General features: G+C 59.7%; 1 protein-coding gene. It reads left to right on the top strand.

Translation table 11 applies throughout. The annotated features are described in order from the left end of the window. The first annotated feature begins 76 nt into the window (after positions 1–76). A protein-coding gene (locus J9892_RS13315) for an IS3-like element ISAs20 family transposase (protein ID WP_088813959.1) occupies positions 77–1638 on the top strand; the annotation gives its coding sequence in 2 pieces (ribosomal slippage) (positions 77–539 and positions 539–1638; 1563 coding nt in all). Positions 1639–1674 lie beyond the last annotated feature (36 nt).

The following is a 1674-nucleotide window of genomic DNA, read 5'->3' as shown; positions in this document are numbered from 1 at the left end:
CCCCCGGTGTCAGAATAGTTGTCGCCTAATCTGAATAATCTAAATGTGAAGACCGGGGGCGGATAAAGAGTGTCGAATGGCTCGTTATTCAAGTGAGCGCAAGGCTGCTTTGCTCAAGAAGCTGCTGCCGCCCATCAATATGTCGGTGGCCGAGTTGGCTCGGCAGGAAAACATCAGCGAGGTCACTCTGTATAATTGGCGCAAACACGCCAAAGACGGAGGGTCTCCTGTGCCCGGGGACAACAAACTGACCGATGAATGGCCCGCCGAGGCCAAGTTCGCCGTCGTGCTGGAAACCGCTGCGCTTTCCGAGATTGAACTCAGTGAGTACTGCCGCCGTAAGGGTCTCTATCCCGAGCAAGTCCAGCAATGGCGCCAAGCCTGTATTCTGGGCCAGCAATCCGCTCGTACCTTACAACAGGCGGAGAAGGCACAGGCCAAAGCGGACAAGAAGCGTATCCGGCAACTGGAGCAAGAGCTGCGGCGCAAAGACAAGGCCCTGGCCGAGGCGGCAGCTCTGCTGATATTGCAAAAAAAGCTCGATGCCTACTGGAGCAACGTCGACGAGGACAACTGACCTCGTTGCCAGAGCGGCAGCAATACGTTGCATGGTGGCGCGAAGCGCTTGAAGCTGGCGCCCGCAAGCATCCTGCGGCCGAGGTGTTGGGGCTGAGTCTGCGCACGCTCCAGCGCTGGTTGGCCGGGCCTGAGCTGAGTGCCGATAGGCGACCGGATGCGGTTCGTTCCATACCTGCTCATGCATTGAGCCCAGAGGAGCGGCAGGCCGTGCTGGACGTCTGCAATAGCCAGGAGTTCGCCTCGTTGCCGCCGAGTCAAATTGTGCCACGGCTGGCCGACCAGGGGCGCTACTTGGCCAGTGAGTCGAGCTTCTATCGCATCTTGCGGGCGGCTGACCAGCAGCACAGGCGTGGCCGTAGCCAGCCACCGCGTCATGTGCCGGTACCAACCAGCCATACCGCGACTGGGCCCAATCAAGTGTGGTCCTGGGATATCACCTACTTGCCGTCACTCGTGCGCGGCCAGTATTACTACCTCTATCTGATAGAGGACATCTACAGCCGCAAAGGGGTGGGCTGGGAAGTGCATGAGCAAGAGTGCGGTGAACGGGCGGCGGCGTTGCTGCAACGGAGCATCATCCGCGAGCAGTGCTGGAAGCAGCCGCTGGTCTTGCACTCGGACAACGGCGCGCCAATGAAGTCAGTCACGCTGCTGACCAAGATGCATGACCTGGGTGTCACGCCCTCGCGGGGACGGCCTCGGGTCAGCAACGATAATCCGTACTCGGAGTCATTGTTCAGGACGCTGAAGTACTGTCCGCAGTGGCCATCAGACGGCTTTGCCAGTCTGGAAGCGGCCAGGGAGTGGGTGCGCGACTTTATGGCCTGGTATAACGAAGAGCACCGGCATAGCCGTATCCGCTTCGTCACACCCAACGAGCGGCATCGGGGTGACGATAAAGCCCTGCTGGCGAAACGGGATGCTGTGTACCAGGCCGCCCGAGCACAACACCCAGCGAGGTGGAGTGGCAAGACGCGAGACTGGACACCTATCGGTGCCGTGATGCTAAATCCGGAGCGGCCCGAGAAACCCGAGCCGGAGCAAAAAGAGGCTGCTTAAAACAGCTTTGCGCGACAACTATCTTGAAAAACGCCG

The organism is Aeromonas sp. Prich7-2 (assembly GCF_017939255.1).
Taxonomy (GTDB): Bacteria; Pseudomonadota; Gammaproteobacteria; order Enterobacterales; family Aeromonadaceae; genus Aeromonas; species Aeromonas caviae.
Note: the sequence above shows the minus strand (reverse complement) of the source record. Positions and strands in the feature narration are given on the sequence as shown.